The 23695-nt window shown below is 50.2% G+C and carries 17 protein-coding genes; 10 read left to right on the forward strand and 7 right to left on the reverse strand.

Features of this window, described 5'->3' with window-relative positions; all coding sequences use genetic code 11:
* Positions 1 to 77 precede the first annotated feature (77 nt).
* On the reverse strand, positions 78 to 731 hold the full coding sequence (gene elbB, locus ACMHXE_RS11490) for an isoprenoid biosynthesis glyoxalase ElbB (protein ID WP_101053278.1): 654 nt from the start codon (positions 729 to 731) through the stop codon (positions 78 to 80).
* Between the two features lie 385 nt (positions 732 to 1116).
* Here elbB and polA point away from each other — a divergent pair, with 385 nt between their 5' ends.
* Entirely contained in the window at positions 1117 to 3885 is a 2769-nt protein-coding gene (gene polA / locus ACMHXE_RS11495; RefSeq protein ID WP_101053280.1) for a DNA polymerase I, read from the forward strand.
* Between the two features lie 651 nt (positions 3886 to 4536).
* On the opposite strand, the gene yihA is transcribed toward polA, so the two are convergent.
* Positions 4537 to 5187, reverse strand: a complete 651-nt coding sequence (gene yihA / locus ACMHXE_RS11500; protein WP_101053315.1) for a ribosome biogenesis GTP-binding protein YihA/YsxC — start codon at positions 5185 to 5187, stop codon at positions 4537 to 4539.
* Between the two features lie 169 nt (positions 5188 to 5356).
* Here yihA and ACMHXE_RS11505 point away from each other — a divergent pair, with 169 nt between their 5' ends.
* The 5 genes from ACMHXE_RS11505 (at position 5357) to hemN (ending at position 10205) form a co-directional block, all read left to right on the forward strand.
* Positions 5357 to 5977 (forward strand): c-type cytochrome, encoded by a 621-nt coding sequence (locus tag ACMHXE_RS11505; RefSeq protein ID WP_039035423.1) that lies wholly within the window; start codon positions 5357 to 5359, stop codon positions 5975 to 5977.
* 764 nt (positions 5978 to 6741) lie between these two features.
* Positions 6742 to 7428 carry a methyltransferase domain-containing protein gene (locus ACMHXE_RS11510; RefSeq protein WP_101053282.1) on the forward strand — a complete coding sequence of 229 codons (687 nt, stop codon included), beginning with the start codon at positions 6742 to 6744 and terminating at the stop codon, positions 7426 to 7428.
* 47 nt (positions 7429 to 7475) lie between these two features.
* The gene (gene yihI, locus ACMHXE_RS11515) at positions 7476 to 8000 is read left to right on the forward strand and encodes a Der GTPase-activating protein YihI (RefSeq protein WP_101053284.1); all 525 of its coding nucleotides are present in this window, start codon (positions 7476 to 7478) and stop codon (positions 7998 to 8000) included.
* 11 nt (positions 8001 to 8011) lie between these two features.
* The gene (locus tag ACMHXE_RS11520) at positions 8012 to 8479 is read left to right on the forward strand and encodes a DUF2489 domain-containing protein (protein WP_101053286.1); all 468 of its coding nucleotides are present in this window, start codon (positions 8012 to 8014) and stop codon (positions 8477 to 8479) included.
* Positions 8480 to 8828: 349 nt separating this feature from the next.
* Entirely contained in the window at positions 8829 to 10205 is a 1377-nt protein-coding gene (gene hemN / locus ACMHXE_RS11525) for an oxygen-independent coproporphyrinogen III oxidase (protein ID WP_101053288.1), read from the forward strand.
* Positions 10206 to 10268: 63 nt separating this feature from the next.
* On the opposite strand, the gene add is transcribed toward hemN, so the two are convergent.
* The gene (gene add / locus ACMHXE_RS11530) at positions 10269 to 11264 is read right to left on the reverse strand and encodes an adenosine deaminase (RefSeq protein ID WP_101053290.1); all 996 of its coding nucleotides are present in this window, start codon (positions 11262 to 11264) and stop codon (positions 10269 to 10271) included.
* 198 nt (positions 11265 to 11462) lie between these two features.
* Between add and ACMHXE_RS11535 the strand changes: the two genes are divergently transcribed.
* Positions 11463 to 13241, forward strand: a complete 1779-nt coding sequence (locus ACMHXE_RS11535; RefSeq protein WP_101053292.1) for a DUF885 domain-containing protein — start codon at positions 11463 to 11465, stop codon at positions 13239 to 13241.
* A gap of 66 nt (positions 13242 to 13307) precedes the next feature.
* Complete coding sequence (locus ACMHXE_RS11540; protein ID WP_101053294.1) at positions 13308 to 14321, forward strand: alpha/beta fold hydrolase; 1014 nt, start codon at positions 13308 to 13310, stop codon at positions 14319 to 14321.
* Here the strand turns inward: ACMHXE_RS11540 and ACMHXE_RS11545 are convergent.
* Positions 14236 to 16722: a putative bifunctional diguanylate cyclase/phosphodiesterase gene (locus ACMHXE_RS11545; protein ID WP_224866874.1), complete on the reverse strand. Its 2487-nt coding sequence runs from the start codon at positions 16720 to 16722 to the stop codon at positions 14236 to 14238. The two genes, ACMHXE_RS11540 and ACMHXE_RS11545, sit on opposite strands and share 86 nt — an antisense overlap.
* Positions 16723 to 17002: 280 nt before the next feature.
* Positions 17003 to 19189: an OsmC domain/YcaO domain-containing protein gene (locus tag ACMHXE_RS11550; RefSeq protein WP_101053298.1), complete on the reverse strand. Its 2187-nt coding sequence runs from the start codon at positions 19187 to 19189 to the stop codon at positions 17003 to 17005.
* A gap of 363 nt (positions 19190 to 19552) precedes the next feature.
* Here ACMHXE_RS11550 and hmpA point away from each other — a divergent pair, with 363 nt between their 5' ends.
* Positions 19553 to 20743, forward strand: a complete 1191-nt coding sequence (gene hmpA / locus ACMHXE_RS11555; RefSeq protein ID WP_101053300.1) for an NO-inducible flavohemoprotein — start codon at positions 19553 to 19555, stop codon at positions 20741 to 20743.
* A 21-nt stretch (positions 20744 to 20764) separates the two neighbouring features.
* Here hmpA and ACMHXE_RS11560 read toward each other — a convergent pair whose 3' ends face one another.
* Positions 20765 to 21676 (reverse strand): cation diffusion facilitator family transporter, encoded by a 912-nt coding sequence (locus ACMHXE_RS11560; protein ID WP_101053302.1) that lies wholly within the window; start codon positions 21674 to 21676, stop codon positions 20765 to 20767.
* 43 nt (positions 21677 to 21719) lie between these two features.
* The gene (locus tag ACMHXE_RS11565; RefSeq protein ID WP_146225982.1) at positions 21720 to 22124 is read right to left on the reverse strand and encodes a hypothetical protein; all 405 of its coding nucleotides are present in this window, start codon (positions 22122 to 22124) and stop codon (positions 21720 to 21722) included.
* 856 nt (positions 22125 to 22980) lie between these two features.
* Between ACMHXE_RS11565 and ACMHXE_RS11570 the strand changes: the two genes are divergently transcribed.
* The gene (locus ACMHXE_RS11570; protein WP_039035438.1) at positions 22981 to 23499 is read left to right on the forward strand and encodes an Hcp family type VI secretion system effector; all 519 of its coding nucleotides are present in this window, start codon (positions 22981 to 22983) and stop codon (positions 23497 to 23499) included.
* The last annotated feature ends 196 nt before the right edge of the window (positions 23500 to 23695 follow it).

Genomic DNA, 23695 nt, shown 5'->3' on the forward strand with positions numbered 1-23695 from the left:
TTCTGCACAGCAGGCTACAGTAAAAAGAGGGAGCTCAGGCTCCCTCTTGAATAGGTTCAAAAGAACTTGGACAGGGCTTAGGCCAGCTCCAACACCTTAGCCACCAGCTTTTCAATACCACTATTGGCCTCGGCAATGGAACCTGCCAGCATGTAAGCTGGGGTGCTGACTATCTTGCGCTCACTGTCGACCACAATTTGATCTACCTTGGCATTTTGATGTTCACCGCCCATGGCAGTAAAGGCCGCTGCGGTTTCGGCGTCCGTCCCTATGGTGCCTTTGGCCCCCTTACCATAGAGGCCCGGGATCATCACAGGCGCGATACAGATAAAGCCCACCACCTTTCCGGCACTGATAAAACGGCTGATAAATTCACGCACCGGGGCGGCAATCTCACTATTGCTGCCATTTACGGCAAAGTTACAGAGGTTTTTGGCGGCCCCGAAGCCTCCAGGAATGATCAGGCCGTCGAAGTCGGCCAGATTCAACTCGGACGTCGCCTTGATATCACCCCGGGCAATTCGAGCAGCCTCCACCAACACATTGCGCTGCTCAGTCTCCACGACTTCACCCTTGAGATGATTGACCACATGCATTTGAGGAATATCAGGGGCAAAACATTGGTACGCTGCGCCGGAGCGAGACAGGGACAGCAGGGTCAACACTGCTTCGTGGATTTCACTGCCGTCGAAGACACCGCAACCACTGAGAAGAACTGCAATTTTTTTCATTAAAAAATCCCTCTTATGTCATTTAGGTTTAACAAACCAATTACAAACTGGTTGATCTGATTAAAAAACATGCTAACTTAATTCATCGTCTCTGCTAAGAGGCGATTTTTACCGCTACCAAGGTGCAAATCTGGAAAAGGAATTTAAAAAATCCACAACCGATAAGATTTGGTAAAACTTTTACCTGACTCACAAAAAAACAAATAACAAATAAATATCAACAAGTTATAAAAACAACTTCGAGTTGTTCTCTACAGTGTTTCTCTATGTTGATTTTTTCACTCACAGACTTATCCACAGGCTGAGGGTGATTTTGTCATGGCCGAAAATGCCTTGGTATGGCATGCTTAGCAGCACTTAAGACAGCTTAGATTGAAACAAAACTATGCCAACAATAGCAGAAAACCCCCTCGTCCTTGTGGATGGTTCTTCCTACCTCTATCGGGCCTACTATGCGCCGCCTCACCTGACCAACTCCAAGGGTGAAGCAACCGGGGCGGTTTACGGCGTAGTCAACATGTTGCGCAGCTTGCTGGGCAAATACAAGCCACAGCAGATGGCGGTTGTGTTTGATGCCAAAGGCCCCACATTTCGCAACGATATGTATACAGAGTATAAGGCTCATAGGCCTCCCATGCCTGATGATCTGCGTAGTCAGATAGCGCCTCTGCATGCCATCATCGAAGCCCTGGGCTTACCACTCCTATGTATTCCCGGCGTAGAAGCCGATGACGTGATAGGCACTCTGGCCTCCCGGGCCAGTAAAGAAGGACGTGCCATTCTGATCAGCACAGGTGATAAGGATATGGCGCAACTGGTGGATGACAATGTCACCCTGATCAACACAATGACAGACACCATAATGGGGCCGGAAGAGGTCACCAGTAAATTTGGCGTCGGCCCCGAGCTTATCATCGACCTGTTGGCACTGATGGGCGACAAGGCCGATAACATCCCGGGATTGCCTGGTGTGGGTGAGAAAACCGCGTTGGCCATGCTGACAGGGGCCGGTGGTGTCGCCAAGCTACTGCAGCAACCGGATTGTGTCACAGCTCTTGGCTTCCGTGGTGCCAAGACCATGGCTAAGAAAATCATCGATAATGCAGAAATGCTGCAACTCTCTTACGATCTGGCGACCATCAAGACAGATTGCGAGCTGGATCTGGACTGGCACCAACTCAATATTACGGCCCCCAATAAAGACCAACTGACACAGCTTTATGGTGAGATGGAGTTCAAACGTTGGTTGGCAGAAGTTCTGGATAACAAGATACCGCATCCGTTGGCGGTCAATACTGCAATGGCTGAAACCCAGGAAGAAACTGCACCCCAACTCGCCATAGAGACAGAATACGAAACCATACAGACCGAGGCCGCCCTGGAAAAATGGCTAAAAAAGTTAACCGAGGCCGAACTGATGGCGGTAGATACCGAAACCACCAGCCTCAATTATATGGATGCCGAACTGGTAGGACTGTCTTTTGCAGTCAAGGCAGGAGAGGCAGCCTATCTACCTCTGGGGCACGATTACCCGGAAGCCCCCGAACAACTACCTAGAGAACAGGTATTAGCGAAGTTCAAACCGATCCTTGAAAACCCTGAGATCAAGAAAGTCGGTCAAAATCTAAAATATGACATCAGTATTCTGGCCAATGCCGGTATCAAGCTGGCCGGTGTCGCCTTCGATACCATGCTCGAATCCTATGTCTTCAATTCAGTGGCATCCAGACACGACATGGACGGGCTGGCACTCAAATACCTGGGGCACAAATGCGTCAGCTTCGAAGATATTGCAGGCAAAGGCGCCAAGCAGCTGACATTCAACCAGATCCCACTGGAAACAGCATCGCCCTATGCCGCAGAAGATGCCGATATTACCCTTAGGCTGCATCAACACCTATGGCCCAGGCTCGAGCGGGAGCAAGAGTTAGCCAAGGTTTTCACTGAACTTGAGTTGCCGCTTATTCAGGTGTTGTCACAGATGGAGCGCGACGGCGTGCTGATCGACAGTATGCAATTGTCGCAACAGAGTGATGAGCTGGCGCAAAAAATAGATGCGCTGGAGCAAAAAGCCTACGAGATCGCCGGAGAGAAATTTAACCTCAGTTCCCCCAAACAACTGCAGGCGCTGTTCTTCGAAAAACTGGGCTATCCGGTAATCAAGAAAACCCCGAAAGGTGCGCCATCCACTGCCGAGGAAGTCTTGATAGAGTTGGCTTTGGATTATCCATTGCCAAAGATTATTCTCGAGCATCGCAGCCTGACCAAACTCAAGAGCACCTATACAGATAAGTTACCGCTGATGATAAATGGCAAAACCGGTAGAGTGCACACCAGCTACCATCAGGCCAACGCCGCTACCGGCCGTTTGTCATCCAGCGACCCTAACCTGCAGAATATCCCTATCCGCACCGAAGAGGGGCGTAGAATTCGTCAAGCCTTTATCGCACCTTCAGGACGCAAGATTTTGGCCGCTGACTATTCACAAATTGAGCTCAGGATCATGGCTCACTTGTCCCAGGATGCCGGGCTACTGGCAGCATTCGCCGAGGGTAAAGACATTCACAGAGCAACTGCGGCTGAAGTCTTTGATGTGGCGTTTGAAACTGTCACCCCAGAACAGCGTCGCCGCGCCAAGGCGGTTAACTTCGGTCTGATTTATGGCATGTCGGCCTTTGGCTTGGCGCGCCAACTGGATATTCCCCGCGCTGAAGCACAAAGCTATATGGATACCTACTTCAAGCGTTATCCCGGCGTGCTCAAGTATATGGAAGAGACCCGAGCACTCGCCGCCGAGCAAGGCTATGTCTCCACACTATTTGGTAGACGCCTGTACCTACCGGAAATCCGTGATCGCAACGCCATGAGGCGTCAAGCTGCGGAACGGGCTGCAATCAACGCTCCTATGCAGGGAACAGCCGCTGACATCATCAAGAAAGCGATGATCAAAGTTGCCGACTGGATAGCCTCTGACACCAAGGGGGAGATCACCATGATCATGCAGGTTCACGATGAATTGGTGTTTGAGGTGGATGAAACGAAAGCAGAAGAGTTGCAACAACAGATCTGCAAACTCATGGCTGAAGCCGCTACCCTGGATGTCCCTTTGCTGGCCGAAGCGGGCCTGGGTGATAGCTGGGATCAGGCACACTGATAACCCACCTACTTCATCAAGAGCCATCCTTCGGGGTGGCTTTTTCGTATTTTGAACACAACGCAGTAATTATTCCCGCTTATTATCGTCACTAGCCAACCTATCTGAACTGAAAACAACACTTTCCGGCAATTAATCGACAAATGCGTGCTAACAGATTGCATTTTAAGCTCATTTCTGTAATTCACAGATCAAAAATTGCTGTTTCAACCAAGATTTCTTGTGATCGACTCCACATTATTGTCGTATTTTTGAAAAAACAGTTTTCCCATTAAAGATAAATGCAGTATTATTCTCGGCGTAGGGTACAGAGGTTAAGATGTTCTATCTTTCAGACCTTTATTTCACTTTTAGTGATCAGCCAAATTCTGGCGCCCCAGCAATCATTTGCTGGGGCTTTTTTTCGTCTACAGTATTTTTTAGAGCAATTACTTTAAACCTGATTCGATTCGCGCTATGCTACCGTCATTGAGAGCCATCGAAGTCCAAGTTTGATGGTACTTGAGTCTTGTTGAAATTTTAGCTTCTCCCCAAAAGAGCTAAGTTAACCGGTGACTGAGTCACCGGTTTTTTTTGTCCTGATTCTCCCAGCACAAACAACAAATACAAAAACGGCAGCCTCCATGGCTGCCGTATAGTGGTTTGGGTCCATCATCCTTGTTCGTTGTCTTCTTGTTCCAACCAGGCTGGATGGCACCACTCATCCAGAATTGCCAAAACCTTAGGTTTCCCGGTGCCCTTCAATGAAGAAAAAGGCTCGACTCTGACCCAATCACCAAAGTCAGCCAGCGCTTTACGTACCTCATTGACCGTTTTCATCTTGGCACTCTGTGGCAACTTATCTGCCTTGGTCAGCAGCGCCAACACCGGGATTTCACTGGCAACAGCCCATTCAATCATCTGCAAATCCAAGTCTTTCAACGGATGGCGAATATCCATCAGCACCACCACACCACTCAAGCAAGCCCGCTTTTGTAAATATTCACCCAAAGATTCCTGCCATTTGAGCTTCATGGCCAGTGGTACCTGAGCAAAACCATAGCCGGGTAAATCCACCAAACGGCGCTGCTCATCGAGCTCAAACACATTGATCAGTTGGGTACGGCCAGGAGTTTTACTGGTTCTGGCAAGGTTTTTCTGCTCGGTCAAAGCATTCAAAGCACTTGATTTACCGGCATTTGAGCGACCAGCAAAGGCGATTTCCACGCCGGTATCGCCAGGTAAGTGCTTGTCCAAATGGGCAATATCAGGCGCGCTGATAAGGAATTTTGTCTTGCGAAAATCGATACGAGTTGCTGTCACTTCTGACTCCGGAATTTTGCTGGGTGATAGCATAAATATTGAAGACTTGCTTACTTTTCCACGTTTTCGTGTAAAATATTAGCCCGATCACATTATTTGTATTTTACCACGCTTGCGGGTCACCCTAGTAAGCTCAGGACAATAATTTAACGAAAGAAGTTGGAACGCCATGAAAAAGTTAGCCCTTGCGCTGTCTGTAGTCGCCGCCATATCTTCACCTGCGATTGCTGAAGGTAATGCTGAAGCGGGAAAAACCAAAGCCATTGTCTGTTCTGCCTGCCACGGTCTTGATGGCAACAGCATGATCGACATGTATCCCAAATTGGCCGGTCAGCATACAACCTATCTGCAAAAACAGCTGCGGGAGTTTCGTAGTGCAGCTCAAACCGGTGGCAAGGATGGCCGTATGGATCCTATCATGGGTGGGATGGCGGTAGCCTTGAGCGATCAGGATATTGCCGATGTTGCAGCTTATTTTGCCAGTCAAACATTACAAGTTGCTGAAGTAAAAGATGTTCCTGATGCCGGCGAAAAGCTGTTCAAGGGTGGTGATATGTCTCGTGGCATAGCCGCTTGTTCTGCTTGTCACGGTCCTGAAGGTAAAGGCAGCGAACTGGCCGGTTTCCCGGCTGTTGCTGGGCAGCACGCCAACTACATCAAGATCCAGTTGAATAAGTTCCGTGACCAGAGCCGTCATAATGACCTAAACGGCATGATGCAGGACACAGCGAAAAAGCTGAATGATGCAGATATTGATGCACTGGCCAAGTACATCTCCAGCCTGAAGTAATTTTTGCTGTAACTTGGAAAAGGGTGAAGTTTCACCCTTTTCTTAAGCCACAATGTTTATGTTTACGTTTACGTAAACTGAAAACATTAATGCTTGACACAGATCACAGATTTAGGTTTAATGTGCCCGTACCGAGATAAACCCATCTGTTTGTATAAAAACTTTACCAACAACATTCAGGTTTCGGTATAATTTACATTCAAGATATAAGAATAAAGCAAGCCAATAACAATAAGACTACTAAGACCACTCGCAAATAATAATAATGAGTCGAGATTTCAGTTTGAAATCCAGGTCAATAAAAGTAAGGAACCGGCGATTTTGCCAAACCGCTTTTTAGCATTGTCCTTACGAATTAACAGGGGAACTTGCTCCAACAGGAAGATGTTTGCAGGACTCAAACATTGGCACGGGAAGCAACGCGCTTTGGATGCACTGGCTGGAAGCTTGTTATCACTGGAAGGTACTTGGTAGACAAGGATGGTCTGTTAGGCGTCACAGAAGACGACTGAATAATGATGAGTCAATTGGCCATCGCTATTTGCAGGAAACCCAAGAAAGTGTCTGGAAGACCGATAACGAGAAAAACTGCAGGGAAAGCTGTCAAAAAAGAAGGATATCGACCGGGAAAGTCGCATAGCAAGTAAGGAAACTTGAAATCAGAATAGGGTGTTAGTTAGCACCATCATAAGGCGGCAGCCATACTGCCGCCTTTTTTTATGGCATAATTTATTAACCACCATTGAGCAGATCTGAATTAGTCCATGCGTCGCTGCCCCCTGTGTCATAACGATCAGGCTGAACTCAGCTTTCAAGATAAGAAACGAGGTTTTTATCTCTGCCCTGAATGTCGGCTGTTGTTTGCAGACTCCAGCAGTTACCTGTTACCCGATGCCGAAAAGCAGCGTTACGGCCGAGCCCGCCAAACAGGAAAGCAAAAGCAGTTGGCTCGCTTTATCCACCCCTTGTTGGATCAGCTGCAATCTTTGCAGCCAACGCCTTTATTTGGTCTCAACTTTGGCCGAGTGCTAAGCGAGGATGGCCTGAAACAGATCCGCGACGCCGGTCACCATTTACAACAGTTCGATCCCTTTTTTGCAGCAGACCACCAGTTACTACATCACCAATATGACTTTATCTGTTGTTTTCGGGTATTCGAACACTTCAGGACCCCGGCCAAAGAGTGGAGCTTAATAGAAACCCTTTTGAAACCAGGTGGTTGGCTGGCCATATCCACCCCACTACTGACCTCTTTAGCCGCGTTCCCCAAATGGCATTACAAAAACAATCCAACCCATGTCAGCTTTTATCAGCAGCAGACATTTGCTTACTTGGCATCTCAGGGCAAATTTAGGCTAATATTTGCAGCGCAGGACTTCATCTTGATGCAAAAAACATCAGGATCTGCTATAACACGCGACCTTGATGCAGAACCGCCGCTTGTAGACTGAACCCGGCACGGTTCGGACGCAACCAACTACTTTTTATCGAGAGAATTATGTCCCGTAGTAAAAAGACCCGCAAAGTCGGCGAGAACAACCCCAAACTGGCCCCCAGAAGCAAGAAATCTGAGCGCGCTCCGGCCCGTAAGAAGCAGGACTCTGGCAATAAGGCGGGCAGCCGCCAGAACCCAGCTGCTCCGAAGGGGCAAAAACGTGCTGGCACTGACAAACAAGATATCCGCCTTGGCAGCAAAAAACCTGTCGCTCTGGATATAGTCAAAGAAAAGGTTGCACAGCCCAAACAACCCAAACTGACCGATGAACAGTTGCTGCTGCAACTGGAGGAAGATCCGCGCCTGAATAAGCTGCTGGATCAACTGGAAGAAGGACGGGAACTGGCCGCCGATGACCAGCAATGGCTGGAGCGGCAATTGGCCAAGATTGAGAAGCTAATGGAAAAACTCGGCATTACCGATTTGGATCAGAGCGATGAAGCCCCAGGCAAGGGTCATAGCGATGACGAGTTGCTGGAAAAATTCGAATCCGGTGCTGAACTTCTGAAACAATACCAAGACAACTAACGGAGGCCGGGATGCAGTTTATCCTCATCATCTTAGCCATGTTGATCATCATAGGACTGAGCGCCTATGCCACAGTGTTGCTGCTGCGTCTGAGGAAACAAACCCAGGCCAGAGAGCTGGCTATGGCTGAACAAAAGGCCGTTATGGAAGCGAAACAGGCATCCCTGCTTGCAGATATCCGCTATATTGCTGCCGCCATGACGGAAGAACGTTGTGAGTTGTCCGAAGGGGTAGTTAGAATCGTCAAACTGTTCGATCTGCTATCGCTGACAGAGAGAGTCAGTGGTGACTACCCGGATGTATTTACCCATTTTGAGCGTATCAAGGATCATCCCATTCTGGAGGCTAGGGCTCAGTTACCCAAGCAAGAACGGATGCGGCTCGACCTGGCCAGGATGAAGTCTGAAGCCGAGCTGGAGCAAGGCATATTGGCCGACGCCAAAAAACTCTCCGAGTTTCAGCTCAAACCAGCTCATTAGGCACCAACTGCCGGCTTGCTCTCAGCAGTCGGCAGCACTTTATTCACCCCCCTAACTCTTCGCCCCCAAAAATCAGCCCCAAACATCGGAGGCCTGTGTTTTGCTTACGCCTGAGTTCGCAGCCTTGTTTTGCCGTCTCAGCCAAACAATAATCAAACCTGCTGAATCTTTTCTCTGGCGTGAGTCGGTGCACAAAACCTCAATAAGGAAACAGACATTGAAAGCATTTTCAGGGATATTTCTTAACGTTTGCTTGTGTACATATAATTTTTACAACCTGGATCAAGGTTATTTGAGCAATAACCCTGCATACTTCGCTCATTGCTAATTTACTGTCGGAGGACACGCCTTGAAGCAGCCCACTCATATCAGCTGGGATCAATCAATGATCGAGAAATATAACTACAGCGGTCCCCGTTATACTTCCTATCCAACGGCGCTGGAGTTTGACGACTCATTCACAGAAGGCGATCTATTGTCGGCCATAGCCGGCAGCAAAAGTGACAAGCTATCTCTGTATATTCATATCCCCTTCTGCGCCAAACTTTGCTATTACTGCGGCTGCAACAAGGTGATCACCCGGCATCAGCACAAAGCTGATCAGTACATAGAGTACCTGGCAGCCGAAATCGTCAAGCGGGCACCTCTGTTCAAACACTACACTGTGACTCAGATGCACTGGGGCGGTGGTACGCCGACTTTCCTTAACCCAGAGCAAATCATCAAGTTATCGTCACTGTTGAAAAGTCACTTCAACTTTGCCGAACAGGGTGAATACTCTATCGAAGTCGACCCTAGAGAAATCGAACTGTCTATGCTGGATGCCCTTAAAGAGGCCGGCTTCAACCGTATCTCCATCGGAGTGCAGGACTTCAATAAAGAGGTTCAGGTAGCAGTTAACCGTGAACAGGATGAAGACTTTATCTTTGCGCTGATCAAAAAGGCCAAAGAGATGGGCTTTGTCTCTACCAACGTCGATTTGATTTACGGCTTGCCTCATCAAACACCGGAAACCTTTGCCGAAACCATTCAGCGAATTCTGGATCTGTCACCCGACCGTCTGTCTGTATTCAACTATGCTCACCTGCCGGCCCGCTTCGCGGCGCAGCGGAAAATTAAAGATGAGCACCTGCCCAGCCCACAACAGAAGCTGGACATGCTGCATCAGACTATTGAGACCCTGACCGGCGCCGGCTATCAATACATAGGCATGGATCACTTCGCCAAACCCGATGATGAGCTGGCCAAGCTGCAAAGAGAAGGCCGATTGCACCGTAACTTCCAGGGTTATACCACCCAAGAAGAGTGCGACCTCCTTGGACTAGGGGTGTCATCCATCAGTCAGATTGGTGACTGTTATGCGCAGAACCAAAAAGATATTCGCCCTTACTATGAAGCCATAGATGAGCAGGGTCACGCTCTGTGGAAAGGCTGTAAACTCAATCGTGATGATGAAATCCGTCGCGCGGTGATCAAGCAGCTTATCTGTCACTTTGAGCTTGATATGGCCAAGATGGAGCAACAATTGGGGATCCAGTTTGAAGACTACTTCGCCGAAGATCTCAAGCTGCTGCAAACCTTTATCGACGATAAACTGGTTAACATTGAAAACCGTCAGATCAGCATCAGCCCAACCGGGCGTCTGTTGATCCGTAATATCTGTATCTGTTTCGATGTCTACTTCCGAGAAAAGGCACGTCAGCAACAGTTCTCCCGGGTAATTTAACCCTGAGTAGAATAAAAAAGCCGATGAATGATTCATCGGCTTTTTTGTGTCTTAACCAAACTTTTATGCTTTAGCGGCGTAAAGTTCCCGGCGCTCGCTGTCTGAGAGGAAGGCCATCTCCACGCCATTACGCTGCAGCTTGGCCAACTCAGCGTCGGTGAAGCCCATCTCCTGCTTAACCACACGATATTCATGCTTGATATCTATGGCACTGACGCCTGGATCATCGGTATTCAAGCCAATCAGCACACCGGCTTCCATAAAGGTGCGCAGTGGATGCTCCTGATAGCTGCTCACAGTGGAAGTATGTAGATTACTGGTGGGACAGGACTCGATACCTATCTTATGTTCCACCAGATACTCCATCAATTTGGGATCATGAATGGCATTGACCCCATGGCCTATGCGAGTCGCCCCCAACTCCTTGATGGCTTGCCACATGCTTTGGGCACCGGCGGCTTCTCCGGCGTGAGCCGTTATCTGAAGTCCGGCATCACGCACCCGCTTGAAATGCTCGTTAAACAACTCACCGGGGAAACCCAATTCATCACCGGCCAAATCAACCGCGACCAGAGACTCCCTGTGCGCGAGCAAGCCATCCAACTCCTGAGTACAAGCCTGCTGGCCAAATGAGCGAGACAGAATACCTATCAGTTTTATCTTAACCTGATAGTCCTTGAGCCCGGCTTTTACACCATCAACAACGGCTTCCACCACGCCTTCTATCGGCAGCTTGTGATTCATTGCCATGTAGTAAGGGCTGAACCTTAATTCGGCATAGTCCAACCCGGACAATGCCGCATCGGCGACATTTTCATAGGCCACCCGCTTTACCGCATCCAAATCGGCCAGCACGGCAACCATCCAGTCCAGCTTTTTCAGGAAAGCCACTAAGCTGGATTCTTTGCCCTGGATCTGTACATAAGGTGCCAAATCCTCAAGCGAGGCCGCCGGCAAGGCAATGCCATGTTGGTGACCCAGTTCCCATATGGTCTCAACCCTGACATTACCGTCCAGATGGCGATGTAAATCAACCAACGGAATTGAAGTATCAATCATAAAAATAACCCCTGTATGAACTACCCCGCCAATGTAATTATTTTTTGGTCTGGGGACGCTTAAGTGTAACACGCCTTTTGTTAGCACCTCTTAGTCTACTGACAGGCTTTGTTACCAAAAGGTGACGTTAAATCTCTGGGGGTCCATCCGGGCTTGAGGCATAATCCGTCATCAAGGATAAAAAAGGAACAAAATCAAATGAAAAAACTCCTGCTCCCCCTATTGCTCACCGGACTCTTGGGCGCCTGCCAAACCCCTACTCATGAAACCAACACGCCAGAAATAGGCAAGCAGCAATCCCAAGCCGATAGCCAGCTCCAGCAGTTAATAACCGATGCCTGGCAGCAACGGCTGGCAGAAAGCCCACAGATGGCCTTCCAGTTTGGCGATGACTCGGCCGCGGGTAAATTAGCAGACTTGTCAGCTGAGGCTCTGGCGGCCGATGCTGCGGCCAATTCAGCACTATTGCAACGGCTAAAGGCGATACCCAGGGAACAGCTGAGCAAAGAAGCCGCCATCAATGCCAGTATTCTCGAATACCAATTGCAGGAGAATGTGGATAGCTTCAGGTTCAAGGCCCATTACCTGCCGATTACCTCAGAGAGTGGCTTTCACGCTTACATTGCTTCTATGGCCTCAGGGCCATTCAAGACAGAAGCCGATTACCGTCGCTACCTGCAGAAGCTGCAATCTCTGCCGCGCTACTTCCAGCAACAGATACACTGGATGCGCCAAGGGCTTGCCGAGGGTATCACTCAGCCGCAATCTGTGCTGAAAGGGTTTGAACAGAGTATTCAGGCCTATATAGTACCAGTGCAACAAAGCAGCTATTTCAAGCCGTTTGAGACGTTTCCAGAGCACTTTTCTGCCAATCTTAAACAGGAGCTGAGCCATGCCGGGTACGTCAGTGTCGAGCAGCATGTGTTACCAAGCTATCAAGCCTTCTGCGACTTTATGACCAAGGAATATATCCCTGGCGCCCGCCAGAGCATTGCCGCATCAGAGCTGCCCAATGGCCGGGCCTTTTATGAAAACAGGGTCAAGTACTACACCACTCTGAATATGACGCCTGAGCAAGTCCATCAACTGGGGCTGAGTGAAGTAAAACGGATCCGCGCCGAGATGGAAAAGATCATCAAACAAACCGGTTTTAAAGGTAGCTTTGCCGAGTTTCTGCATTTTATGCGCACCGACAAACGCTTTTATGTAGACTCGCCGGAGCAACTGCTCAAAGAGGCCTCCTATATTGCCAAAAAAGCCGACGCCATGCTGCCACGCTATTTTGGCAAGCTGCCACGCAAACCCTATGGCGTAGCCCCTGTACCGGCAGAAATTGCCCCCAAATATACAACCGGACGCTATTCCGGCTCCAACTCGGAGACTGTGGCGGGTTTTTATTGGGTAAACACTTATGCCTTGGATAAGCGCCCTCTCTATGAGTTGGAAGCACTCACCCTGCATGAGGCTGTTCCGGGTCACCACCTACAGATTTCTCTCAATCAGGAGTTGGAGCAACTGCCCGATTTTCGCCGCTATAGCTATATCTCAGCCTTTGGCGAGGGATGGGGACTATACAGTGAATATTTGGGGCTGGAAGGGGGATTTTATCAGGATCCCTACAGCAACTTTGGACGCCTGACTTACGAGATGTGGCGCGCCGCCCGCCTGGTAGTCGATACAGGTATGCACACCCAAGGCTGGAGCCGTCAGCAAGCAATAGACTTTATGGCCGGCAATACGGCTCTGTCGCTGCACAATGTCACCACAGAGATAGACAGATATATCTCCTGGCCTGGGCAGGCGCTGGCCTACAAGATTGGCGAGCTGACTATCAAACGTCTGCGAAAGCAAGCAGAAGACGCCCTGGGGGAAAAGTTCGATATCCGCCAATTCCACGATGCAGTTTTGGCACAGGGCTCAGTGCCCATGTCTGTGCTGGAACAGCAGATAGCCGACTTTATTGCCTCACAGCAATGAAGCCCTGTTTCTGATACACTCGGCCAGTGCCTTTGAGCACTGGCTTTTTAGATCAGGAAATATTGGATGGTAACGACCCAGGCCCGCAACGCAGAACCCGCTTCAACACAGTCTCAGTTGGAGACTTTCTGGCAAGGCGTCACCCATGCCAAGCTGGCGGTGGGATTCGGTAAAGAGCTGGCCTATGGTTATATTTGCCATCCAAAGGCGAAACAAGCCGTCGTCATCAGTAATGGCCGGGTCGAGAGTTATCTCAAGTATCGGGAACTGATCCATGACTTCTATCAGCAAGGTTATAGTGTCTACGCCTTGGATCATATGGGGCAAGGACTATCCAGCAGACTCACCGCCAATCCTCACCAGGGGCACATAGATAAGTTTCAGGACTATGTGGATCACTTGCATAGTTTTGTTGAGCAAGTAGTGGTTTCAAACCAATATGAACAGTATTTTCTAGTAGGCCACTCCATGGGCGGTGCCATAGGAACTCTGTATTTGCAGCAATATCCCCAGAGATTTACTGCCGCAGCCTTCTCTGCACCCATGTATGGGATCCGTTTGCCAATGCCGCGCAACTTCGTGCGTTGGTTGGCGGGAAAACTCAATAGCTATGGCCCGCATACCGAGCCCAACTATGTGTTATCCGGCCATGATTATCGTCCGCTCGCCTTTAAAGATAATCAACTGACCCACAGCAAAAGCCGATATCAAGCCTTACTGGATTTATGTCAGCAACATCCTGAGATCCAACTGGGCTCACCCACCAATCAGTGGTTGATAGAAGCTTTGGATGCTTGCGAGCAGACTATAACCGCAGCCAGAGAGTCAAGAGTGCCAATCCTCATTATTCAGGCTGAGCAAGACACTATCGTCGATAACCAGGCACAAATCGCCGCCCTTGGCCCCAAGGTGACATTAGAAAAGATCATGGGAGCCAGGCATGAACTCTTTATTGAAATCGACACATTACGTGAGCAGGTGCTGAATATTATTTTCAACTTCCTGGCGCAGCATACGGTAACTTACGCCTCGGAGGCCGCAGCAGAGCTGCAAACTCAACCTCAGGCAGAGGCTGACTGAACAGATACCCTTGGAAGTTGTCACAGCCGAGCTGATTCAAAAAGGCTCTTTGTTGAGCGGTTTCAACCCCTTCGGCAACCACTTTCAATTCCAGACTGTGGGCCATTTCGATTATGGCTTTAACTATGGCATCGGCACTGCGCCCAGAGCCAATCTTCTGCACAAAAGAGGCATCTATCTTCAGTCTGGATAGAGGCAGGTTCTGTAGATAACTCAACGAACTGTAGCCTGTGCCAAAGTCATCTATCGCCACGGATATCCCCGCCTTCCTCAACAGATCGATTCGGGTATTCATGATACACAGATTGGTCAACAAGGCGTATTCGGTCAACTCCAACTCCAGCGCATCTGTAGCAATCCCCTGAGCCTTCAGCAAGGCGATAAGACGCTCCACAAACTCGGGCTGATTGAACTGCCTGGCACTGAGGTTGATGGCAATTTTAGGCACCCCAATTCCCCTGGCCTGCTGCTCGCGAATGAAGCGGCAAACTTCAAGAATGACCCAATGGCCAATCTCACTGATAAGGCCGCTACCTTCAGCCACAGGAATAAAATCCGCCGGCGAAATATTCCCCTGCTGCGGATGCTGCCAACGCAATAACGCCTCAGCCCCAGTCAATTTCCCCTGGGCATCAACTATTGGCTGATAAACCAAAGAGAGTTGTTGCCGCTCAATTGCATAGCGTAGCTCATTCTGGATCAGCAGATTTTGGTGAGCCTTCACCTCCATCTCAGAGTTGTAGATCATGCAGTTATCTCTACCACCTTCCTTGGCCTGAAACATGGCCATATCGGCTCGCTTCAAAAGCTCCTCGGCATCAATATCATCCTGATCATCAAACAGGCAAACACCAATGCTGGCAGACACATGCAGCTGTTTGTCACTGATATTGAAAGGCCTGGCAACCAACTGTCTGATCTCACTGGCCAACGCCAAGGCTCGTCTTGCCGCCGTAGCTCTGTCTTGGGTTAGATCCTTCGCCAGAATAACGAACTCATCCCCCCCCAACCGGGCAACCAGGGTATTGGCGCTAAAATAGCCCGAAAACCTAGCAGCCAGTTGGATCAATAACCGATCGCCCAAATGATGCCCGAGCGTGTCATTGATGGTTTTGAAATTATCCAAGTCGATCAGGAACAGCGCTGCACACTGCTGGCTGTTGCGACAATGCTTTTGCTGCTCATACAAGGCATCCATCAAAGAGCGGCGATTGGCTAAATTAGTCAGGGCATCATGGTTGGCTAAATGGGCCAGGGCTTGCTGATTGCGCACATCATCCGACACATCGGCATGAGTACCTATAATCCGGCAAGGGCGGCCCTGTTCATCCCATTCAACCAGCATTCCTCTATCCAGCACCCAGATATAGTGCCCCTCTTTATGGCGCAAACGGTGAACACTCTCAAACGCCTCAGTTTCACCATTGAGATAAGCCTGCAAAGACGACAACACGGCTCCTTTGTCGTCCGGATGCAGTCGGCTTTCCCAAGTAGAATAAAGCCCTTCGAGTTCGTGTGGGCCATAACCTATCATCTCTTTCCAGCGGTCCGACAGAAAAACTTCGCCGCTGGCTATGTTCCAGTCCCAGATCCCATTGCGAGTCCCTTCCACCGCAAACAACCAGCGTTGTTCATTGTCCCTCAATTGCTTCTGGGTTCGCTGCAACTTCTGTTGGCTCCGGTGCAAATAATCCTTTAGCACCCGTATTTCACTGAAAACCCAAGTGTTATCCATATGAAAAGGGATGTTCTCGCCCCCTCTGGCCTGCCAAGCCAGAGCCCTTAAAGGGCGGATTAACATAAAGTGCAACACCAGCATAAAGCCCAAAACAAATAAGGCTCCCAAGCCCCAAACCCGCATAAAACGCAGATTGAGGTCATCAGTTACCTTGGCCATTGCAGGCGATAGATCATACTCGAGATAAAGCAGTTCGGCCTTGCCCCCAAAACTAACGGGAGCCTCGGTGATGACGGGATAATATGCCTGTATTGATAGCCTATCCATATTGGCAAATATCCGTGGCTTTCCAGAATCAACCACTTGCCGGTGTAACGCCATTGAATAGCCATCGATCACTTGCGAAGCCCGACTGTCGCGCCAAACAACATGATTGGCGTAGCGGATAAGACTGGTGTCATCTAGCAGTATGTACACCATGATGTTGAAGTCTGTCGCCGCCAGAGATATCTCCTCGGCCACACTGTCTAAATTTTGATTGTGAATCGCCCTCTCAACAAGATGTTGCATCCTGAAAAGTTCTTTCTCAAGCTGCTTTATCTGGGCCGTAGACGCCTCGGATTCCAAAGACTGGCGTTCATAAAAATACTCTCCGGCAACCAGGCAGAGATAAATAAAAAAAACACAAAAAGGAACAACATAGGCCATGGCAGGCCTTGGCATCTTCACAAATGAAATCCTTGATGTTCATGACAAAAAGGCACACACAATGCTTAATGCTAACGGTAAATTAACCTACAGGCAAAGAGTCTGCCGCTAAAATTGTTTTCATGTTTTGAGTACACATGTTTTGAGTACATAGAGAAGATGCGTTACAGAGAAAACATTTGTATGCAACTTCTTCTCTTGATCAAAGTGACAGGATAACTTGAACCACAAGAAACCAGACTAAAAGCCAATGTGGCCAGGTAAGGGGCAAGCATTCCCCTTACCTGAGCATCAATTACTTTTTAGCAGCCACTCTGGCGCGGGCGGCGTGCAGCTTCTTGTAGCTTTCGATCAGTCGCAGGTGTTTTTCCAGGCCTTCGAGCTGCATATTGGTTGGGGTCAGGCCGTAGAAGCGCACTGTGCCATTGACCGAACCTATGGCGGCATCCAGGGTTTCCTGGCCGAACATGCGTCCTAAGTTGTACCGGTAGTCGTCCAGCTCGAGTTCATCGTCCAGGCTGATCTCCAACACCGCCTGCAGGCATTGATAGAAGAGGCCGCGAGCGACGGTATTGTTGTTATACTGCAGGAAGGTTTCGGTCAGCTCCAGCGCTTCTTCCAGCTCACCTATGGCCAGGCAGATCAGCAGTCTGAGCTCGAGTATCGTCAGTTGGCCCCAGACGGTGTTTTCATCAAACTCTATACCTATCAGGGTGATGATATCCGTGTAGATATCCAATTGGCTGTCTTCGAGGCGCTCGGACAGGCTTTGCAGTTGGCTGTCGCTGAGGCGATGCAGGTTAAGAATATCTTCTCGGTAGTCCAGCGCTTTATTGGTGTTGTCCCAAATCAGATCCGATACCGGATACACCTCGGAGAAGTCTGGCACCAGGATCCGACAGGCGTTGCCTATCTCGGTAAACTCGGCGATGTAGACCTCTTTGCCCATCTCTTCAAGAATCCCGAACAGGCTCTGGCTCTCTTCGGCGTTGCTGCCGGAGAAGTCCCATTCGACAAACTCATAGTCCGGCTTGCTACTGAAGAAGCGCCAGGAGATCACTCCGCTGGAGTCGATAAAGTGTTCAACAAAGTTCTCCGGCTCCTGCACCGCCATGCTGTTGAAAGTAGGCTTTTGCACATCGTTTAGGCCCTCGAAACTGCGGCCCTGCAGCAGTTCGGTGAGGCTGCGCTCCAGCGCCACCTCAAAACTGGGGTGGGCGCCGAAGGAGGCAAATATACCGCCGGTGCGGGGGTTCATCAGGGTCACACACATGACGGGGAACTGGCCACCGAGGGAGGCATCCTTGATCACCAGCGGAAAGCCCTGCGCCTCCAGCGCCTCTATGCCGGCCACTATCGAAGGATACTTGGCCAGCACGGCTTTCGGCACCTCAGGCAGAACCAGCTCCTCTTCTATGATGCGGCGCTTCACCGCCCGCTCGAAAATCTCGGACAGACACTGCACCTTGGCCTCATCCAGATTGTTACCTGCACTCATGCCGTTGCTGAGATACAGGTTTTCAATCAGGTTGGAGGGGAAATACACAGTCTCGCCATCGGACTGACGCACATAAGGAATGGCGCAGATGCCGCGCTCGACATTGCCCGAGTTGGTGTCGATAAGGTTGGAGCCGCAGAGCTCGCCATCCGGGTTGTAGATTTCCAGGCAATAGTCATCAAGGATCCCGGCTGGCAGCTCATCGTTGGGGCCGGGCTGGAACCACTTCTCATTGGGATAGTGAACAAATTCGGCGTTGGCGATCTCGGGGCCGAAATACTGGTCGTTGTAGAAGAAGTTGCAGCTGAGACGCTCGATAAACTCGCCCAGAGCCGAGCAGAGCGCGCTCTCTTTGGTTGCGCCCTTGCCGTTGGTAAAACACTTGGGCGAAGCGGCGTCACGGATATGCAGCGACCAAACGTTGGGCACCAGGTTACGCCAGGAGGAGATCTCTATCTTCATCCCCAGTCCGGCCAAGGTGTTGGTCATGTTGGCTATGGTCTGCTCCAGCGGCAGATCCTTACCCAGAATAAAGGTGCTGTGGCTGTCATCCGGCTTAAGCATCAGCATCGCCTGGGCGTCCTGATCCAGGTTATCCACGGTTTCCAACTGGAACTCGGGGCCGGTCTGAACCACTTTCTTCACAGTGCAGCGGTCGATGGAACGCAGTATGCCTTCACGGTCTTTGTCAGAGATGGTGTCCGGCAGTTCCACCTGAATCTTGAAGATCTGGTTATAACGGTTTTCCGGGTCGACTATGTTGTTTTGCGACAGGCGTATGCCTTCGGTAGGAATATCGCGGGCGACACAGTACACCTTCACAAAATAGGCGGCACACAGCGCTGATGAAGCCAGAAAGTAGTCGAACGGGCTCGGCGCCGAGCCATCACCCTTGTAGCGGATTGGCTGGTCGGCAATGACACTGAAGTCATCAAACTTGGCTTCGAGTCTAAGGTTGTCGAGAAAATTTACTTTGATTTCCATTGGATAGTTCCGAGTTCCGGCGGGGTTTCCCGCTCGCCCTATGACACTCGCCGCAGCGGTAAAACCAGCGACCGGCTGTGATCTGGGTCAAATTGAGCAAAATTGGGGGAATTATCCGCTTTTTAGCGGCAAAAGTCATTGTTGGCCACTGACGGCGACTTGGCACCGGCACCAGAGAAGCGAACAAGCCAGAATCAGGATCCGGATACGATAAAACATAGACATGCCTCACCCACAAGAGTGTTTTTGCAAACCATACTGAATACCTGACAGATCTAGTCAGATTTTTTATTGATCTAAATCAAATACATGTTTATTTTATCGCGGAACATATAACTTAAATAAATCTTTGAGGTTGTCGTTATGTTGGATCAACACACTATCCAAGTGGTCAAGAGTACTATTCCCCTGCTGGTTGCCGCCGGCCCAGAGCTGACCAAACACTTCTATCAGCGCATGTTCCACCACAATCCCGAACTGAAAGATGTGTTCAACCTGGCTCATCAGCATAAGGGCGATCAGCCGGTAGCCTTGTTCAATGCCGTCGCCGCCTATGCCCAACATATCGACAATCTGGCTGTTCTCGGTGAAGCCGTGGAAAGAATTGCCCAGAAACACACAGGCTTTCTGATCAAACCCGAGCAATACGCCATAGTCGGCAAGCATCTGCTTGCCACCCTGGAAGAACTCGGCGGCGATGCCGTCACGCCAGAGGTACTGGGCGCCTGGGAGAAGGCTTATGGGGTGTTGGCCAATATCTTTATTGGTCGCGAAGCGCAGATTTATGCCGATGCAGCAGGCAAACAAGGGGGGTGGAGCGGCACCCGCACCTTTGTTGTCAGCAACAAACGCCGCGAGTCTGCCGCCATTACCTCTTTCGAACTCACGCCCAAGGATGGCGGCCCTGTGGCCGATTTTAAGCCGGGGCAATACCTGAACATCAAACTCAGCCATCCGGCGCTGGCCCATACCGAGATACGCCAATACTCACTGGCGGATGCCCCCAACGGCCGCAGCTATCGCATCGGCGTTAAACGTGAAAACGAAGGATTGGTTTCCAACCTGCTGCACAATGAATTCGATATCGGCAGCGAGCTTGAGCTAATCCCGCCGGCGGGGGATTTTTTCATGAATACTGAGCCTGAAACCCAGGTTGTGCTGCTATCTGCCGGAGTTGGCCTGACGCCTATGCTGAGCATGTTAAACAGTCGCCTGCAGCAAGACTGCGCCGAGACACTATGGCTGCATGCCTGTGAAAATGGCGCCCAGCATGCTTGTGCCGAAGAGATACGCCGCAAGCAGGCCGAGCAGACAAATCTCAAAGCGCTGACCTGGTATCGCCAGCCGCTTGAGACTGATATTCAGGGACAGGATTATGACCTGAAGGGCACCATGGTGCTGGAGCCGATAGCGGCCATGCTGCCGTCCGAGGGCCAATTCTACTGCTGTGGCCCCATAGGCTTTATGCAGAGCATCAAGGCGCAGTTGCTGGCCCTGGGTATTGAGGAAGCGCAGATCCACTACGAAGTGTTCGGTCCCCATCAAGGGCTCTGATGCAGCCACGCGGGCGCCGCTTCAGGCGCCCTGTTGCAGTAAGCCTTCTTCTTCGGGCTGCTCTTCCAGCGGCTCCACATGGATAAACACCGCCGCATGGGGGATGGCGGCCATCAAGGCCTGCTCGATACGGTCACAGATGGCATGGGAATGGCCAACGCTCATCTCCTTGGGCAAGGTCAGGTGGAAGTCGATATGACGCCGTCTGCCCGCCTGACGGCCACGCAAGTCGTGAAAACCGCCTTCATTGGGACAGTGGTGCGCGATTATCTCGGCGGCCCGGTTAAGCTCCTCTTCGCTGATGCTGTGATCCAGCAGCGGCTTGAAGGCCTGATCCAACATGCTTATCGCTTCTTTGAGAATAAACAGCGCCACCCCTATGGCCACTATGGGATCCAGCAGCGCCAGATTATGGCCAAAATAGCCACCCACCCAGATCAGCAGCAGCCCCACGGCTACCCCGAGGGAGGTGAGCACATCGGCCTTAAGGTGCAGGGCATCGGCCTCAAGCGCCACCGATTGTTCTTCCCTGGCCACCCGGTAGAGATAGGCACTGACGCCAGTGTTAACCAACGCCGACAACAGCATCACCAATACCCCCCAACCCAGGCCTTCCACCTCTGAGGGGCTGAGCAACTTGCCGACGGCCTCGAAAATAATCCAACCAGCCGCCGCCAAAATCAACAGCGCCTCAATAACCCCGGAAACATTCTCTATCTTGTCGTGACCGTAGGGATGATCCCAGTCCGGCGGCACATCGGCGCGGCGCACAGCAAACAGAGCGATCAAGGCCGCCACCAAATCCATGGCGGAGTGAATCGCTTCCGAAATGATACTGACCGAGCCACTGACAATACCCGCCGCCACCTTCATAATGATCAGCGAAATATTGGAGCAGACCGAAACCATGGCGGCTCTGGCTTTTCTGGACATCTATTATTCTCCCTCAATACGGCTTGAGACTTGGGGACTGTCGTCAGTTAAAGGTGATTACCTGGGCTCGTGCGCCCTCGCCCCGGTCAATCAACAGCAAAATCAGGCCAAACAACACTTGTGTCGGCAATAACAACACTAGCCAACTGCTCCACAGCAGGCTGTCGTCGACCCGAATAACAAACTTAAGTTGCAACGCCAGCAAAGCAAGCAACCAGAGCGCAAAACAACGAAAACGGCAAAAGAAGCTGCCAAGGCCCATGAGCCACAGCAACCACATAGGATCCGACCATCCACCGGCCCCCTCTGGAGTCAATTGCCCGGGCAGTCCGGCGCCGCTGATATAGAGTTTTCCGACCACTGCCGTGCCGCCTATCTCGGCGGCCAGGGTAAAACTCGTGGCCAACCAAGCCATTAGCAGCAACAAACGTGCAGATGAAAAACGCATGCGGGCCCAACCAACAAACCAAAGGGCCCGATAGTGTATGACAATAGAAAAAGTTCAACAATAGCTTATAGTTAGAACAAAAACGGAACCATTTTCGTCCTCATTTACATAGTTAATCTCCGCCTTATGCTGTAAACAAAAGGGGCCAAAACTGTGTCCATTCGCGAGTGAGAGAATGACAAGCAATATTTTCAATACTTCTCTGTCATCAACTTAAACTTAACCTCGCCCATCGCATTAACTTTCCATTAGAAGTTTACTCACTCCCCCAGACAATCCCTAAATAACGGTTCCTATTTGTGCTACACCTTGTAGAACCCTTGTAGCGCAAGGGTTACCGAACATGTGCTCTTGAAGCCCAGCTCACCAAGCTTGATGTTATAACTGCGTCAAGTTACTACTCAGAAACGATATAGGTGCAATGATCTACTCATCTAGGCAAAAAAGATGCTTACCCTGATCCGTGGCGATAGGAGTTGCAAGCATTCATCATCGATTGGCCGTAACCCATGTATAAACCATGTTCCATAGCACTAAGGCCGTTGGCTCCGGACTCTAGTTATCACCGGCACACGATGACAACCGCTAGCGTGTTTTGATGGTGATATTATGTATCTGTCTTGCCTTGTCATAACACCTCAAAGCGGAAGTTTTTCACATTTAAAGTACGTCATATTGATTGGGCAATTTCTTGCCCGCCGGGCAATTTTTTGCTCAAGTTCGGGCAATTTTTTGCCCAGCCAGTTGGGCTATTTTTTAAACAGTAACGAAATCAATTGATTAAATTTTGGCGCGAAGGTTGCTTTAGCTAGGAAGGTTAATCCAAACCTCAGTGAATTTTAAAAAGGAATTTATCATGCCAACACCATGTTATATCTCTATCGAAGGCCAAACTCAGGGCAACCTCACTGCCGGCGCCTTTACTGCGGAATCCGTCGGTGACATCTTTGTGGAAGGCCATGAAGACGAGATGCTGGTTCAGGAGTTCAACCACATTGTGACTGTGCCAACCGACCCTCAGTCCGGCATGCCTTCCGGTCAGCGTGTGCACAAGCCGTTCAAGTTCACCGTCGCGCTGAACAAAGCCGTTCCTCTCATGTACAACTCACTCTCTTCCGGTGAGAAACTGACCAAGGTCGAGCTCAAGTGGTACCGCACTTCTATCGAAGGTAAGCAAGAGCACTTCTTCACCACCAAGCTGGAAGGCGCCACCATCATTGATATCAACTGTCATATGCCTCACTGTCAGGATCCCAACAAAGCCGACTTCACTCAGCTGGTTGAAGTGTCCATGGCCTATCGCAAGATAGACTGGGATCACGTCAGCGCCGGAACCTCTGGTGCCGACGATTGGCGCAAGCCCATCGAAGCGTAATTCAGTCAACGACTGATTTGCTTGAATGTATGCGGGCAAAACGCTCGCATACATTTTGCTATCTGCTACAAGGTTTTTCCAAGTAGCGTCTCAATGGCAAGAAAAGAGTGATTCTAGCGGATTAGAGTCAGGACGAACTCGAACAAGGATACCGGCTATGTTTTATCTTGGCAGTGGTTTGCGGTTTCATTTCAAG

It is taken from the genome of Shewanella sp. BJSY2023SW007 (assembly GCF_047314525.1).
In the GTDB taxonomy this organism is placed as follows: domain Bacteria; phylum Pseudomonadota; class Gammaproteobacteria; order Enterobacterales; family Shewanellaceae; genus Shewanella; species Shewanella chilikensis.

Coding starts and splice junctions, on each gene's coding strand:
- ACMHXE_RS11550 (WP_101053298.1), bottom strand. CDS start 19,189: ATGGAAATCAAAGTAAATTTTCTCGACAACCTTAGACTCGAAGCCAAG.
- ACMHXE_RS11505 (WP_039035423.1), top strand. CDS start 5,357: ATGAAAAAGTTAGCCCTTGCGCTGTCTGTAGTCGCCGCCATATCTTCA.
- add (WP_101053290.1), bottom strand. CDS start 11,264: ATGATTGATACTTCAATTCCGTTGGTTGATTTACATCGCCATCTGGAC.
- polA (WP_101053280.1), top strand. CDS start 1,117: ATGCCAACAATAGCAGAAAACCCCCTCGTCCTTGTGGATGGTTCTTCC.
- ACMHXE_RS11545 (WP_224866874.1), bottom strand. CDS start 16,722: ATGCCAAGGCCTGCCATGGCCTATGTTGTTCCTTTTTGTGTTTTTTTT.
- ACMHXE_RS11570 (WP_039035438.1), top strand. CDS start 22,981: ATGCCAACACCATGTTATATCTCTATCGAAGGCCAAACTCAGGGCAAC.
- ACMHXE_RS11565 (WP_146225982.1), bottom strand. CDS start 22,124: ATGCGTTTTTCATCTGCACGTTTGTTGCTGCTAATGGCTTGGTTGGCC.
- hmpA (WP_101053300.1), top strand. CDS start 19,553: ATGTTGGATCAACACACTATCCAAGTGGTCAAGAGTACTATTCCCCTG.
- ACMHXE_RS11520 (WP_101053286.1), top strand. CDS start 8,012: ATGCAGTTTATCCTCATCATCTTAGCCATGTTGATCATCATAGGACTG.
- ACMHXE_RS11510 (WP_101053282.1), top strand. CDS start 6,742: ATGCGTCGCTGCCCCCTGTGTCATAACGATCAGGCTGAACTCAGCTTT.
- ACMHXE_RS11535 (WP_101053292.1), top strand. CDS start 11,463: ATGAAAAAACTCCTGCTCCCCCTATTGCTCACCGGACTCTTGGGCGCC.
- ACMHXE_RS11560 (WP_101053302.1), bottom strand. CDS start 21,676: ATGTCCAGAAAAGCCAGAGCCGCCATGGTTTCGGTCTGCTCCAATATT.
- ACMHXE_RS11540 (WP_101053294.1), top strand. CDS start 13,308: ATGGTAACGACCCAGGCCCGCAACGCAGAACCCGCTTCAACACAGTCT.
- yihI (WP_101053284.1), top strand. CDS start 7,476: ATGTCCCGTAGTAAAAAGACCCGCAAAGTCGGCGAGAACAACCCCAAA.
- elbB (WP_101053278.1), bottom strand. CDS start 731: ATGAAAAAAATTGCAGTTCTTCTCAGTGGTTGCGGTGTCTTCGACGGC.